This window comes from Klebsiella sp. JN_Kp127 (assembly GCF_040062505.1).
GTDB classification, from domain to species: Bacteria; Pseudomonadota; Gammaproteobacteria; order Enterobacterales; family Enterobacteriaceae; genus Klebsiella; species Klebsiella quasipneumoniae.
Map to the genome: position 1 here is coordinate 105,741 of NZ_JBEAHS010000037.1, position 13,071 is coordinate 118,811.

Below are 13,071 nucleotides of genomic sequence, written 5' to 3' on the forward strand. Positions count from 1 at the left end.
ATCGTTATAATGTGCGACTTTGGCTTTCCTGACGGGGTTTTCTGACCCTGAAAAGGTGACAAGGGCGCATTGAAGGTATATGTTGTTTTTTACCCGAAAATGGCAGGAGATCGCCACGCGATGGCAAAGAAGTTTCACATTTTGCTTTTGAATGGTCCAAACATTAACATGCTCGGTACCCGCGAGCCTGAGAAGTATGGTCCGCTCACGCTGGCGGAGATTGTTAACCATTTAACATCTGAAGCGGCGGCGCTGAATGTGAGCCTGGATCACCTGCAGTCCAACGCGGAGCATGCGTTAATCGACCGAATTCATCAGGCTAAAGACAACGTGGACTATATCCTGATTAATCCGGCCGCGTTCACGCATACCAGCGTAGCAATCCGTGACGCTTTGCTTGCCGTGAACATCCCGTTTATCGAGATTCACCTGAGCAATGTGCATGCACGCGAACCCTTCCGCCAGCATTCGTATCTGTCAGATGTCGCCGCTGGCGTCATCTGCGGACTGGGGGCGGACGGCTATTCATACGCTTTACAGACGGCGGTAAAACGCCTGTCACAATCACACTAAACAAAGAGTACGGAACCCACTCATGGATATTCGTAAGATTAAAAAACTGATCGAGCTGGTTGAAGAATCAGGTATCTCCGAACTGGAAATTTCTGAAGGCGAAGAGTCTGTTCGCATCAGCCGCTCTGCACCGGCCGCAAGCTATCCGGTTATGCAGCAGGCTTATGCTGCGCCGATGATGCAGCCTCAGGCACCTGCCGCCGCGGCTGCCGCGCCAGCTGCAGCAGCAGAAGCGCCGGCAAAAGCGGAAATCAGTGGTCACATCGTACGTTCCCCGATGGTTGGTACTTTCTATCGTACGCCAAGCCCGGACGCGAAAGCGTTTGTGGAAGTTGGCCAGAAAGTTAACGTGGGCGACACCCTGTGCATCGTCGAAGCGATGAAAATGATGAACCAGATCGAAGCCGACAAAGCCGGCGTGGTGAAAGCCATTCTGATCGAAAGCGGCCAACCGGTAGAATTCGACGAGCCGCTGGTAGTTATCGAGTAACGAGGCGAACATGCTGGATAAAATTGTCATCGCTAACCGTGGCGAGATCGCACTGCGCATCCTTCGTGCCTGTAAAGAACTGGGCATCAAGACCGTTGCTGTGCATTCCACCGCGGATCGCGATCTAAAACACGTATTGTTAGCGGATGAGACGGTCTGTATCGGTCCGGCTCCGTCCGTAAAAAGCTATCTGAACATCCCAGCTATCATCAGCGCCGCTGAGATCACCGGCGCGGTAGCGATTCACCCGGGGTATGGCTTCCTCTCCGAGAACGCCAACTTTGCTGAGCAGGTTGAGCGCTCCGGCTTTATCTTCATCGGCCCGAAAGCCGACACTATCCGCCTGATGGGCGACAAAGTGTCCGCGATCACCGCCATGAAAAAAGCCGGCGTCCCGACCGTACCCGGTTCTGACGGCCCGCTGACCGACGACATGGACGCTAACCGCGCCCATGCTAAACGCATCGGCTATCCGGTGATCATCAAGGCCTCCGGCGGCGGCGGCGGTCGCGGTATGCGCGTTGTGCGCAGCGACGCTGAACTGGCCCAGTCCATCTCCATGACCAAAGCGGAAGCCAAAGCGGCTTTCAACAACGATATGGTCTACATGGAGAAATACCTGGAAAACCCACGTCACATTGAAATTCAGGTACTGGCGGACGGTCAGGGCAACGCTATCTATCTGGCTGAACGTGACTGCTCCATGCAGCGTCGTCACCAGAAAGTGGTCGAAGAAGCGCCGGCGCCGGGCATCACTCCGGAACTGCGTCGCTACATCGGCGAGCGTTGCGCGAAAGCCTGTGTCGATATCGGCTACCGCGGGGCGGGTACCTTTGAGTTCCTGTTCGAAAACGGCGAGTTCTACTTCATTGAAATGAACACCCGTATCCAGGTAGAGCATCCGGTAACTGAAATGATCACCGGCGTTGACCTGATCAAAGAGCAGCTGCGTATCGCAGCCGGCCAGCCGCTGTCCATCAAGCAGGATGAAGTGGTGGTTCGCGGCCATGCGGTGGAATGCCGTATCAACGCCGAAGACCCGAACACCTTCCTGCCGAGCCCGGGTAAGATTACCCGTTTCCACGCGCCGGGCGGCTTTGGCGTGCGCTGGGAGTCCCATATTTACGCCGGCTACACCGTACCGCCGTACTATGACTCCATGATCGGCAAACTGATCTGCTACGGCGAAAGCCGTGACGTGGCGATTGCCCGCATGAAGAATGCGCTGCAGGAGCTGATCATCGATGGCATCAAGACCAACGTCGATCTGCAGATGCGCATTATGAGCGACGAGAACTTCCAGCATGGTGGCACCAACATCCACTATCTGGAGAAAAAACTCGGCTTGCAGGAAAAATAATTCTGCTCTCTCAGCAAAAGGCCGGATTTTCCGGCCTTTTTTCTTTTTCTCTCTCCTCATCTATACCATGCGGTACAATCCCCGCTTTCTTTATCCTCAAGGGACAAAAAATGGACAAACGCTTTGTTCAGGCCCACAAAGAAGCGCGCTGGGCGCTGTGGCTGACCCTTCTCTATCTTGCCGCCTGGCTGGCCGCCGCCTATCTGCCGGGGGTGGCTATCGGTTTTACCGGCCTGCCCCACTGGTTTGAAATGGCCTGCCTGCTGGTTCCGCTGCTGTTTATTCTGCTGTGCTGGGCGATGGTCAAACTGGTTTTCCGCGACATTCCTCTGGAGGACGATGATGCAGTTTGAGGTCATTATTCCCCTGATCGCCTATCTGGTAGTGGTGTTCGGCTTATCCCTTTACGCCATGAGAAAACGCGCCTCAGGAAGCTTTCTTAATGAGTACTTTCTCGGCAGCCGCTCGATGGGCGGCTTCGTGCTGGCCATGACGCTAACCGCCACCTATATCAGCGCCAGCTCATTTATCGGCGGACCCGGCGCCGCCTATAAATACGGCCTGGGCTGGGTACTGCTGGCGATGATCCAGCTCCCCGCCATCTGGCTGTCGCTGGGCGTACTGGGAAAAAAATTCGCCATCCTTGCGCGTCGTTATAATGCCGTCACCCTCAATGACATGCTGTTTGCGCGCTACCAGAGCCGTCTGCTGGTCTGGCTGGCCAGCCTGAGCCTGCTGGTAGCCTTCGTTGGCGCCATGACCGTCCAGTTTATCGGCGGCGCCCGCCTGCTGGAGACAGCTGCGGGTATTCCCTACGATACCGGTCTGCTGATCTTCGGCATCAGCATCGCGCTGTATACCGCCTATGGCGGCTTTCGCGCCAGCGTGCTCAACGATACCATGCAGGGCATGGTGATGCTGATCGGCACGATCGTGCTACTGGTGGGGGTGATCCACGCCGCCGGCGGGATTGGCCATGCGGTAGAGACTCTGCAGTCGATCGACGTCAAGCTGGTGTCCCCGCAGGGGGCGGAAGATATCCTCTCGCCAACCTTTATGGCCTCGTTTTGGGTGCTGGTCTGCTTCGGCGTCATTGGCCTGCCGCATACCGCCGTTCGCTGTATCTCCTACAAAGACAGCAAAGCCGTGCATCGCGGCATTATGATCGGCACCATCGTAGTGGCGATCCTGATGTTTGGCATGCACCTGGCCGGCGCGTTAGGTCGGGCGGTGCTCCCCGACTTAACCGTACCGGATCTGGTGATCCCGACGCTGATGGTCAAAGTGCTCCCGCCCTTTGCGGCAGGGATCTTTCTGGCCGCGCCGATGGCGGCGATTATGTCGACGATCAATGCCCAGCTTCTGCAAAGTTCCGCTACGATCATCAAGGATCTGTATCTGAACTGGCGTCCGGATCAGGCGACTAACGAAAAGCGGCTAAAACGCATGTCCGCCGGCATCACGCTCCTGTTGGGTGTTCTGCTGCTGCTCGCGGCCTGGCGACCGCCGGAGATGATTATCTGGCTGAATCTGCTGGCCTTCGGCGGCCTGGAAGCCGTCTTCCTGTGGCCGCTGGTACTGGGCCTGTATTGGGAACGTGCTAACGCGGCTGGCGCGCTGAGCGCGATGATCGTGGGCGGCGTGCTGTATGCCGTACTTGCCACGCTGCAAGTGCAGTTTCTCGGCTTCCACCCGATCGTTCCCGCGCTGCTGCTGAGTTTACTGGCGTTTGTGGCAGGGAACCGTTTCGGCCGTCCCGCACCACAGCCACCTATTTTGACTACTGATAAATAAAGAGTTTTGCTATGCCATGGATCCAACTGAAACTAAATACCACCGGCGCGAACGCTGAAGATCTTAGCGATGCGCTGATGGAGGCCGGATCGGTCTCGATCACCTTCCAGGATACGCACGATACGCCGGTATTTGAGCCGTTGCCCGGGGAAACCCGGCTGTGGGGCGATACCGACGTGATCGGCCTGTTCGATGCCGAAACCGATATGAAAGCGGTCGTTGCCCAACTGGAGCAGCACCCGCTGCTGGGTGCCGGCTTCGCGCATAAGATCGAGCAGCTGGAAGATAAAGACTGGGAGCGGGAATGGATGGATAACTTCCATCCGATGCGTTTCGGTGAGCGGCTGTGGATCTGCCCGAGCTGGCGCGACGTTCCGGATGAAAATGCCGTCAACGTGATGCTCGATCCGGGTCTGGCCTTCGGTACCGGCACGCACCCGACGACATCCCTGTGCCTGCAGTGGCTCGATGGACTCGACCTCAACGGAAAAACGGTCATTGATTTCGGCTGCGGTTCCGGCATCCTGGCGATTGCCGCGCTGAAGCTGGGGGCCGCAAAAGCGATCGGCATTGATATCGACCCGCAGGCTATTCAGGCCAGCCGCGATAACGCGCAGCGTAACGGCGTATCTGAGCGTCTGGAGCTCTATCTTCCTCAGGACCAGCCGGAGTCGATGAAAGCCGACGTCGTGGTCGCCAATATCCTGGCTGGCCCGTTACGTGAGCTGGCGCCGTTAATCAGCGTCCTGCCCGTTTCAGGCGGTTTGCTGGGGCTTTCCGGCATCCTTGCCAGCCAGGCGGAGAGCGTCTGTGAAGCCTACGCCGATCTCTTCACCCTTGACCCGGTGGTCGAGAAAGAGGAGTGGTGCCGGATCACCGGCCGGAAAAACTAAGCGCAATGCGGCCTGTGGGCCGCATTTTTGTTTCCAGTAGCCACCAAATAATGCCAGGAAATGAGAGGCAGATCGCACTACAGAGCACTTTTTTGGCTATAAAAACAGCGTTTTATATCGTCTGGTAGCGAGTTTTTCTAAGAAAAATCGAGAAGTTTTATGATTTTATAAATGGACACAAATTATCCATCAGCCATTAAATCAATGATTAATATAAGTATTTATTCATTCCTTTTACGTTAGTCCCGGATTCATTGATCTGCAACAGAGGATTGCTCAAAGTTTGGCCTTTCATCTCGTGCAAAAAATGCGTAATATACGCCGCCTTGCAGTCACAGTATGGTCATTTCTTAACTCATGCGCATCGGACACCACCAGCTCAGAAATCGCCTGATCGCAGCGCCCATGGCTGGCATTACTGACAGACCATTCCGGACGCTGTGCTACGAGATGGGAGCGGGTTTAACCGTTTCCGAGATGATGTCCTCTAACCCACAGGTGTGGGAGAGCGACAAGTCCCGTTTACGGATGGTGCATATTGATGAGCCCGGTATTCGTACCGTGCAAATCGCCGGTAGCGTGCCGGAAGAGATGGCTGCCGCCGCGCGGATTAACGTGGAAAGCGGCGCCCAGATTATTGATATCAATATGGGATGCCCGGCGAAAAAGGTGAATCGCAAGCTTGCAGGTTCAGCCCTCTTGCAGTACCCCGACCAGGTGAAGTCGATCCTGACGGCGGTCGTGAATGCGGTGGACGTTCCTGTGACTCTCAAGATTCGCACCGGTTGGGAACCGGAACACCGTAACTGCGTAGAGATTGCCCAACTGGCCGAAGAGTGTGGCATTCAGGCTCTGACTATTCACGGACGCACCCGCGCCTGCTTGTTTAACGGAGACGCTGAGTACGACAGTATTCGGGCAGTTAAGCAGAAAGTTTCCATTCCGATTATCGCGAATGGCGACATTACTGACCCGCTTAAAGCCAGAGCTGTGCTCGACTATACAGGGGCTGATGCCCTGATGATAGGCCGTGCAGCTCAGGGAAGACCCTGGATCTTTCGGGAAATCCAGCATTATCTGGACACTGGAGAGCTGCTGCCCCCGCTGCCGCTGGCAGAGGTCAAGCGCTTGCTTTGTGCGCACGTTCGGGAATTGCATGACTTTTATGGTCAGGCAAAAGGGTACCGAATCGCGCGTAAACACGTCTCCTGGTATCTTCAGGAACATGCTCCAGATGACCAGTTTCGGCGCACATTCAACGCCATTGAGGATGCCAGCGAACAGCTGGAGGCGTTGGAGGCATACTTCGAAAATTTTGCGTAATAGAAATAAAGAGCTGACAGAACTATGTTCGAACAACGCGTAAATTCTGACGTACTGACCGTTTCTACCGTTAACTCTCAGGATCAGGTAACTCAAAAGCCCCTGCGTGACTCGGTTAAACAGGCACTGAAGAACTATTTTGCTCAACTGAACGGTCAGGATGTGAATGACCTGTATGAGCTGGTACTGGCTGAAGTTGAACAGCCCCTGTTGGACATGGTGATGCAATACACCCGTGGTAACCAGACCCGCGCTGCCCTGATGATGGGCATCAACCGCGGTACGCTGCGTAAAAAACTGAAAAAATACGGCATGAACTGATACTAGTCAGTTGCTTGCTTGATATAAAAGGCGCTCTTCGGCATGGGGAAGCGCCTTTTTTATTACCTGCGGCAGCGGGACACATTACTGATTCACCGCCCGCAGTACCGGCGTCTCCGATACACGAGCAGCACAGACTACCGCCATAATATTATCCACCAGCGCAGGCGCCTGCTGATAAAGATCGACGCGTTGCGGATCGAGCAGCCAGTTTTTAATTAGTCCGGAAAAGGCGCTGTGTAAAACAATTAATATCACTTCAATATTTGTTTCGGCTGGCAATATATTGTTACGCACACAGCACTGCAGCATGCCGCCGATGAGCGAATAATTAAAGCCAATGCGCTGGCGAATTTCATTTTCCGAAAGCATATCATTGGCAAACTCGCAGCGCTGATAAAGAATTTGCATCAGCGCGCGCTGGCGAGGATTCGCAGCAATATAGCGGAGCCCGGTAATAAACCGCTCGCGCAATGCATTTAAAGGCTCCTGTTCATTCTCTGTTGCGAGGCTATGCTGAATCAAATCCCTGAGCGGTGGCTGCTGCTGCCACATTTCATTAAACAGCTCGGTCTTACTGGCAAAATGCCAGTAGACGGCGCCGCGGGTCACTCCCGCCGCATCAGCAATATCCGTCAGGGTCGTGTTGGTCACCCCCCGCAGAGCGAACTGCTGGATCGCGGACTCAATCAGGAGCTGCCGCGTGCGTAGCGCCTCTTCTTTCGTTTTTCTTGCCATACAAGCCCCCTTCCCGCCGGACAGGATATTTAGGATTTTCTGAAGATCGCTTAACCTAACATTTGTCATGGAATATTTTTTAGCAAAAATGCAGACAAGTTAATTCTGACGCCATCGTCAAATAAATTACCCAAATCAATATTAATAAATAACTCATTCACAGAATTGATGTCTATTTATTAAGATTTACAATTAAGGTAAACAGAATAAAAAGGCAGCGCGTTTTTTTGTTTTTGCGTGCCTTGCTGATTGTCCCAAAATAACTATCCCTTACATCCAGCGGCGTTTATTTGTAGGATGGCAAACTGCTTTTTAATTCCCTCTTTCTTTCACAGATTCGCCGCCGAATTTGGCACGTAATCTATAAGGAACCGCCATGACTACTCACGCCAGAGTGACACTTTTATCCGGTTTAATTATCTCGGCCTTATTGCTTACCGGCTGCGATAATTCGGACAATCCGCAACCCCATGCCCAGGCGCCGCAGGTGACGGTCCATGTCGTGAACAGCGCGCCGCTGTCGGTCACCACCGAACTGCCAGGCCGAACTTCAGCTTTTCGCGTGGCGGAGGTCCGCCCTCAGGTAAGCGGTATTATCCTGAAGCGTAACTTTGTTGAAGGAAGCGATGTCGAAGCAGGCCAGTCGCTCTATCAGATCGATCCGGCAACCTACCAGGCGGCGTGGAACAGCGCCAAGGGCGATGAGGCAAAAGCCGAAGCCGCAGCCGCCATCGCTCACTTGACGGTGAAACGCTACGTTCCGCTGCTGGGTACCAAGTATATCAGTCAACAGGAATACGATCAGGCGGTGGCCACCGCCCGCCAGGCCGATGCCGACGTCATCGCTACCAAAGCCTCCGTGGAAAGCGCCCGCATCAACCTGGCCTACACCAAAGTGACCTCTCCCATTAGCGGACGCATCGGTAAATCGAGCGTCACCGAGGGGGCATTGGTTACCAACGGTCAGTCGGATGCCCTGGCCACCGTCCAGCAGCTCGATCCGATCTACGTCGACGTGACGGAATCCAGCAATGACTTCATGCGCCTTAAGCAGGAAAGCCTGCAACGCGGCGGCGACACCAAAAGCGTTGAACTGCTGATGGAGAACGGTCAGGCCTATCCGCTTAAGGGTTCGCTGCAGTTCTCCGACGTCACTGTCGATGAAAGTACAGGTTCAATTACCCTGCGCGCTATCTTCCCTAACCCGCAGCATGTCCTGCTGCCGGGGATGTTCGTCCGCGCCCGCATCGATGAAGGCACCGATCCGCAGGCCATCCTGGTGCCGCAGCAGGGGGTGACTCGAACGCCGCGGGGCGATGCCTCCGTCATGCTGGTGAATGACAAAAATCAGGTTGAAACCCGTCAAGTGGTGGCTTCCCAGGCCGTGGGCGATAAGTGGCTTATCACCAGCGGGCTGAAGCCGGGCGACAAGGTGATTGTCAGCGGCTTACAGAAAGTCCGTCCCGGCGTCACCGTTAAAGCAGAAGTGGAGCGTGCGGCACCGGTCGCGCAATAAGGATACCCAGCCATGTCTAAGTTTTTTATCCATCGACCGGTCTTTGCCTGGGTGCTGGCCATCATCATGATGATTGCCGGCGGTCTGGCCATTCTCCAGCTGCCGATAGCGCAGTATCCGACGATTGCGCCCCCTGCGGTGGCGATCTCCGCCACCTATCCCGGTGCGGATGCTCAGACCGTGCAGGACACGGTCACTCAGGTTATTGAGCAGAACATGAACGGTATCGACAACCTGATGTATATGTCGTCGACCAGCGATTCCGCCGGCTCAGTAACCATCACGCTTACCTTTAAGTCCGGCACCGATCCGGATATCGCCCAGGTGCAGGTGCAAAACAAACTGCAGCTGGCCACCCCGCTGCTGCCTCAGGAAGTCCAGCAGCAGGGAATTAGCGTAGAGAAGTCCAGCAGCAGCTTCCTGCTGGTGGCCGGTTTTATCTCTGATAACCCGGTCACCACCCAGGATGATATTTCCGACTATGTCGCCTCTAATGTTAAAGATCCCATCAGCCGACTCAACGGTGTGGGCGATGTACAGCTGTTCGGCGCGCAGTACGCCATGCGCATCTGGCTGGATGGCAACCTGCTGAACAAATACAACCTGACGCCGGTGGACGTCATCAATGCGCTGCAGGTTCAGAACGATCAGATTGCCGCCGGCCAGCTGGGCGGTACGCCAGCGCTGAAAGGCCAGCAGTTGAACGCGTCGATCATTGCCCAGACGCGGCTTAAAGATCCGCAGGAGTTTGGCAAGGTCACGCTGCGGGTCAATGCCGATGGTTCTGTCGTCCATTTGAAAGATGTCGCCCGCGTTGAGCTGGGCGGAGAGAACTACAATGTCGTCGCCAGAATTAACGGCAAGCCCGCCTCTGGTCTGGGTATTAAGCTCGCGACCGGCGCCAACGCGCTGGATACTGCCACCGCGATTAAAGCGAAACTGGCCGAACTGCAGCCTTACTTCCCTCAGGGAATGAAGGTGGTCTATCCGTACGATACGACCCCTTTCGTCAAAATCTCTATTCACGAAGTGGTCAAAACGCTCTTTGAAGCGATTATTCTCGTCTTCCTTGTCATGTATCTGTTCCTGCAGAACATGCGCGCTACGCTCATTCCGACCATTGCCGTGCCCGTCGTGCTGTTGGGTACCTTCGCGGTACTGTCGATGTTTGGCTACTCCATCAACACCCTGACGATGTTTGGTATGGTGCTGGCGATAGGTCTGCTGGTCGATGACGCCATTGTGGTGGTGGAAAACGTCGAACGTGTGATGGTTGAGGAGAAGCTCTCGCCAAAAGAAGCGACGGAAAAGTCGATGTCGCAGATCCAGGGGGCGCTGGTGGGTATCGCCATGGTGCTCTCTGCGGTTTTCGTGCCGATGGCCTTCTTCGGCGGTTCCACCGGCGCGATTTATCGCCAGTTTTCGATCACCATCGTTTCCGCCATGGCGCTCTCCGTGCTGGTTGCCCTGGTGCTGACGCCAGCGCTCTGCGCCACGTTGTTGAAGCCAGCCTCAGCTGAACACCATGAGAAAAAAGGATTTTTCGGCTGGTTTAACGCCCGTTTTGACCAGAGCGTTAACCACTACACCAACAGCGTCAGCGGTATTTTGCGTGGAACCGGCCGTTACCTGGTGATCTATCTGCTGATCGTCGTGGGAATGGCCGTGCTGTTTATGCGTCTCCCGACATCCTTTCTACCCGATGAAGACCAGGGGGTCTTCCTGACCATGATCCAGCTGCCTTCCGGCGCTACCCAGGAGCGGACACAGAAAGTGCTGGATACCGTGACCGACTACTATCTGCATAACGAGAAGGCTAACGTCGAAAGCGTCTTTACCGTTAACGGCTTCAGCTTCAGCGGCCAGGGACAAAACTCCGGCATGGCGTTTGTCAGCCTGAAACCATGGGAAGCGCGCAGCGGTGATAAAAACAGCGTGGAGTCCATCATCAAGCGAGCCACCGTGGCCTTCAGCCAGATCAAAGACGCCATGGTTTTCCCGTTCAACATGCCTGCCATTATTGAGCTGGGTACCGCCACCGGCTTCGACTTTGAGCTGATCGATCAGGGCGGGCTAGGCCATACTGCCCTGACGCAGGCGCGCAATCAACTGCTGGGCATGGTGAAACAGCATCCGGATCAGCTGGTACGGGTACGGCCTAATGGGCTGGAAGATACGCCGCAGTTCAAACTGGATGTCGACCAGGAAAAAGCGCAGGCGCTGGGCGTATCGCTCTCCGATATCAATGAAACGATATCCGCTGCGCTGGGCGGGTACTACGTCAATGACTTTATTGACCGTGGTCGCGTCAAGAAAGTGTACGTCCAGGCTGATGCCCATTTCCGTATGCTGCCGAGCGACATTAACAATATGTATGTTCGTAGCGCCAATGGCGAAATGGTTCCGTTCTCCGCCTTCGTCACTTCGCGCTGGATATATGGCTCGCCGCGTCTGGAACGCTACAACGGTTTACCCTCCATGGAGATCCTCGGTGAAGCCTCGCCGGGCAAGAGTACCGGGGAAGCCATGGCGCTGATGGAAGCGCTGGCCAGTAAAATGCCGAGCGGTATTGGTTACGACTGGACCGGGATGTCTTACCAGGAACGCCTTTCCGGCAACCAGGCTCCCGCGCTCTATGCCATCTCGCTGATTGTCGTCTTCCTGTGCCTGGCGGCGCTGTATGAGAGCTGGTCGATTCCGTTCTCAGTCATGCTAGTGGTTCCGCTGGGTGTGATCGGCGCGCTGTTAGCCGCCACGCTGCGTGGGCTGAATAATGACGTTTACTTCCAGGTAGGCCTTCTGACCACGATCGGTTTGTCGGCGAAGAACGCGATCCTGATCGTCGAATTCGCCAAGGATCTGATGGAGAAAGAAGGGAAAGGGATCATTGAAGCAACCCTGGAGGCATCGCGGATGCGCCTGCGACCCATTCTGATGACCTCTCTGGCTTTTATTCTCGGGGTCATGCCGCTGGTGATTAGCCATGGTGCCGGCAGCGGGGCGCAGAATGCGGTGGGTACCGGTGTCATGGGCGGGATGCTAACCGCGACACTGCTGGCGATCTTCTTTGTTCCGGTCTTCTTTGTGGTCGTCAGACGACGTTTTACCCGGCACGCTGAATAACCCGGCCTGGTATTAAAGGCGCCCCTGCGGGCGCTTTTTTTTCGCCTGGTATATGAGCAACCACTACAGCTTCCCGCTATCTGACAACCGCTATCGCGCGCGGCAGCGATGGGATACGATCGTTCTCTCCATCTTTTCTGCATATTCCCCTGCTTATCTTCACGATATTTACGTGGCTCATATATTGAGATGATTTCGGCATCCGGGCCGGACAATCCGCGGTGATAAAATAAGCCATTCCGTTCTGCACTGGCTCTCAGTACAACCCTGCGGATTATCCAGAGGTAATATCATGAAAAAGTATTTAATCGTGGCGCTGCTGGCCTCTCTGCTGGCAGGCTGTGCCCATGACTCTCCCTGCGTGCCGGTGTATGACTCGCAAGGCCGCTTAGTCCACACCAATACCTGTATGAAAGGCACAACAGAAGACAACTGGGACACCGCAGGCGCGATCGCTGGGGGCGCCGCCGCGGTAGCCGGCCTCACGTTAGGGATCGTCGCGCTGACCCGCTAATTCTCCCCCGACCAGCAGATACAGGGGCTAGCGTCGAACCTGTATCTGCTCTTCTGCGCATCATCCACATGACAACCGAACAAACAAACTCACTGTCCCTTGCTGCATTACGCGCAAATCGGCTTTGACGGGTTCCCCCCTGGCGGCAGGACTGCTTATCGACAGATAACACAAAAGCAGAAGGCCCAGTCTTTCGACTGGGCCTTCTGCTTTATTTGATGCCTGGCGATTCCCTACTCTCACATGGGGAGACCCCACACTACCATCGGCGCTACGACGTTTCACTTCTGAGTTCGGCATGGGGTCAGGTGGGACCGCCGCGCTATTGTCGCCAGGCAAATTCTTTACAACGTGCCGAACTTTAACCTAAAAAGTGGTGCTGATACCCAGAGTCGAACTGGGGACCTCACCCTTACCAAGGGTGCG

The 13,071-nt window shown here is 55.2% G+C and carries 11 protein-coding genes, 1 rRNA gene and 1 pseudogene; 11 read left to right on the forward strand and 2 right to left on the reverse strand.

What is annotated here, in order from left to right; genetic code table 11:
- Positions 1-120 precede the first annotated feature (120 nt).
- From aroQ to fis, 8 genes and pseudogenes are all read left to right on the forward strand, one after another.
- Positions 121-573, forward strand: a complete 453-nt coding sequence (gene aroQ / locus ABLV04_RS14065; RefSeq protein WP_023291159.1) for a type II 3-dehydroquinate dehydratase — start codon at positions 121-123, stop codon at positions 571-573.
- 22 nt (positions 574-595) lie between these two features.
- A complete protein-coding gene (gene accB, locus ABLV04_RS14070; RefSeq protein WP_004206250.1) occupies positions 596-1,063 on the forward strand; it encodes an acetyl-CoA carboxylase biotin carboxyl carrier protein in 468 nt (155 codons plus the stop codon).
- Between the two features lie 10 nt (positions 1,064-1,073).
- Entirely contained in the window at positions 1,074-2,423 is a 1,350-nt protein-coding gene (gene accC, locus ABLV04_RS14075) for an acetyl-CoA carboxylase biotin carboxylase subunit (RefSeq protein WP_004174096.1), read from the forward strand.
- Between the two features lie 110 nt (positions 2,424-2,533).
- Positions 2,534-2,776: a DUF997 family protein gene (locus ABLV04_RS14080; protein ID WP_004206253.1), complete on the forward strand. Its 243-nt coding sequence runs from the start codon at positions 2,534-2,536 to the stop codon at positions 2,774-2,776.
- A complete protein-coding gene (gene panF / locus ABLV04_RS14085) occupies positions 2,766-4,217 on the forward strand; it encodes a sodium/pantothenate symporter (RefSeq protein ID WP_180266268.1) in 1,452 nt (483 codons plus the stop codon). The genes ABLV04_RS14080 and panF overlap by 11 nt, the downstream gene beginning before the upstream one ends.
- An 11-nt stretch (positions 4,218-4,228) precedes the next feature.
- Positions 4,229-5,110 (forward strand): 50S ribosomal protein L11 methyltransferase, encoded by an 882-nt coding sequence (prmA, locus tag ABLV04_RS14090; RefSeq protein ID WP_004144971.1) that lies wholly within the window; start codon positions 4,229-4,231, stop codon positions 5,108-5,110.
- Positions 5,111-5,467: 357 nt separating this feature from the next.
- A pseudogene (dusB, locus tag ABLV04_RS14095) lies at positions 5,468-6,476 on the forward strand (tRNA dihydrouridine synthase DusB).
- Positions 6,458-6,754 (forward strand): DNA-binding transcriptional regulator Fis, encoded by a 297-nt coding sequence (fis, locus tag ABLV04_RS14100; protein ID WP_000462905.1) that lies wholly within the window; start codon positions 6,458-6,460, stop codon positions 6,752-6,754. Before dusB ends, fis begins: the two are co-directional and overlap by 19 nt.
- 84 nt (positions 6,755-6,838) lie before the next feature.
- Here fis and envR read toward each other — a convergent pair whose 3' ends face one another.
- On the reverse strand, positions 6,839-7,492 hold the full coding sequence (gene envR, locus ABLV04_RS14105) for an acrEF/envCD operon transcriptional regulator (protein WP_023291162.1): 654 nt from the start codon (positions 7,490-7,492) through the stop codon (positions 6,839-6,841).
- Between the two features lie 376 nt (positions 7,493-7,868).
- On the opposite strand from envR, the gene ABLV04_RS14110 reads away from it, so the two are divergent.
- The 3 genes from ABLV04_RS14110 (at position 7,869) to ABLV04_RS14120 (ending at position 12,645) form a co-directional block, all read left to right on the forward strand.
- Positions 7,869-9,008 (forward strand): efflux RND transporter periplasmic adaptor subunit, encoded by a 1,140-nt coding sequence (locus ABLV04_RS14110; RefSeq protein WP_044524928.1) that lies wholly within the window; start codon positions 7,869-7,871, stop codon positions 9,006-9,008.
- 12 nt (positions 9,009-9,020) lie between these two features.
- Positions 9,021-12,131 (forward strand): efflux RND transporter permease subunit, encoded by a 3,111-nt coding sequence (locus tag ABLV04_RS14115; protein WP_147734060.1) that lies wholly within the window; start codon positions 9,021-9,023, stop codon positions 12,129-12,131.
- Positions 12,132-12,423: 292 nt separating this feature from the next.
- Positions 12,424-12,645, forward strand: coding sequence for a membrane protein (locus tag ABLV04_RS14120; protein ID WP_004206262.1), 222 nt, complete (start codon positions 12,424-12,426; stop codon positions 12,643-12,645).
- 220 nt (positions 12,646-12,865) lie between these two features.
- On the opposite strand, the gene rrf is transcribed toward ABLV04_RS14120, so the two are convergent.
- Positions 12,866-12,981, reverse strand: a 5S ribosomal RNA gene (rrf, locus tag ABLV04_RS14125).
- Positions 12,982-13,071 lie beyond the last annotated feature (90 nt).

Bases quoted from the DNA above. Each gene is read 5' to 3' on its own strand.
- panF (WP_180266268.1), top strand. From the start codon at position 2,766: ATGCAGTTTGAGGTCATTATTCCCCTGATCGCCTATCTGGTAGTGGTG.
- ABLV04_RS14110 (WP_044524928.1), top strand. From the start codon at position 7,869: ATGACTACTCACGCCAGAGTGACACTTTTATCCGGTTTAATTATCTCG.
- accB (WP_004206250.1), top strand. From the start codon at position 596: ATGGATATTCGTAAGATTAAAAAACTGATCGAGCTGGTTGAAGAATCA.
- ABLV04_RS14115 (WP_147734060.1), top strand. From the start codon at position 9,021: ATGTCTAAGTTTTTTATCCATCGACCGGTCTTTGCCTGGGTGCTGGCC.
- aroQ (WP_023291159.1), top strand. From the start codon at position 121: ATGGCAAAGAAGTTTCACATTTTGCTTTTGAATGGTCCAAACATTAAC.
- ABLV04_RS14120 (WP_004206262.1), top strand. From the start codon at position 12,424: ATGAAAAAGTATTTAATCGTGGCGCTGCTGGCCTCTCTGCTGGCAGGC.
- ABLV04_RS14080 (WP_004206253.1), top strand. From the start codon at position 2,534: ATGGACAAACGCTTTGTTCAGGCCCACAAAGAAGCGCGCTGGGCGCTG.
- fis (WP_000462905.1), top strand. From the start codon at position 6,458: ATGTTCGAACAACGCGTAAATTCTGACGTACTGACCGTTTCTACCGTT.
- envR (WP_023291162.1), bottom strand. From the start codon at position 7,492: ATGGCAAGAAAAACGAAAGAAGAGGCGCTACGCACGCGGCAGCTCCTG.
- prmA (WP_004144971.1), top strand. From the start codon at position 4,229: ATGCCATGGATCCAACTGAAACTAAATACCACCGGCGCGAACGCTGAA.
- accC (WP_004174096.1), top strand. From the start codon at position 1,074: ATGCTGGATAAAATTGTCATCGCTAACCGTGGCGAGATCGCACTGCGC.